The following is a 228-nucleotide window of genomic DNA, read 5'->3' on the forward strand; positions in this document are numbered from 1 at the left end:
TCGAGACACTGCTCAACACCGCCCACGCGGCCTGACCCACCTACCGAGATCGGGTCAACCGAACTCGGGGCAGTCCCAGGTTGGTCAGCCTGGTGACTGGTGGCTGGCCGCCGATGGCGGAGTGAGCGCGGTGGTGATTGTAGAAGTGCATCCAGCCGGGTAGGGCGTCGTTGCGTTGGCGGGTCGACTCATAGAGTCGGGCGTAGGCCCAGCCGTCGGCCAGGGTCC

Annotated in this window: 1 protein-coding gene; it reads right to left on the reverse strand. The window is 66.7% G+C overall.

Annotated elements, in window-relative coordinates; all coding sequences use genetic code 11:
• Positions 1–40: 40 nt before the first annotated feature.
• The coding region (locus FVA95_RS30555) for an integrase core domain-containing protein (protein WP_149667029.1) at positions 41–228 on the reverse strand (188 nt) is incomplete at its 5' end.

Origin of the sequence: Pseudonocardia sp. EV170527-09, assembly GCF_008369905.1 — a bacterium.
In the GTDB taxonomy this organism is placed as follows: domain Bacteria; phylum Actinomycetota; class Actinomycetes; order Mycobacteriales; family Pseudonocardiaceae; genus Pseudonocardia.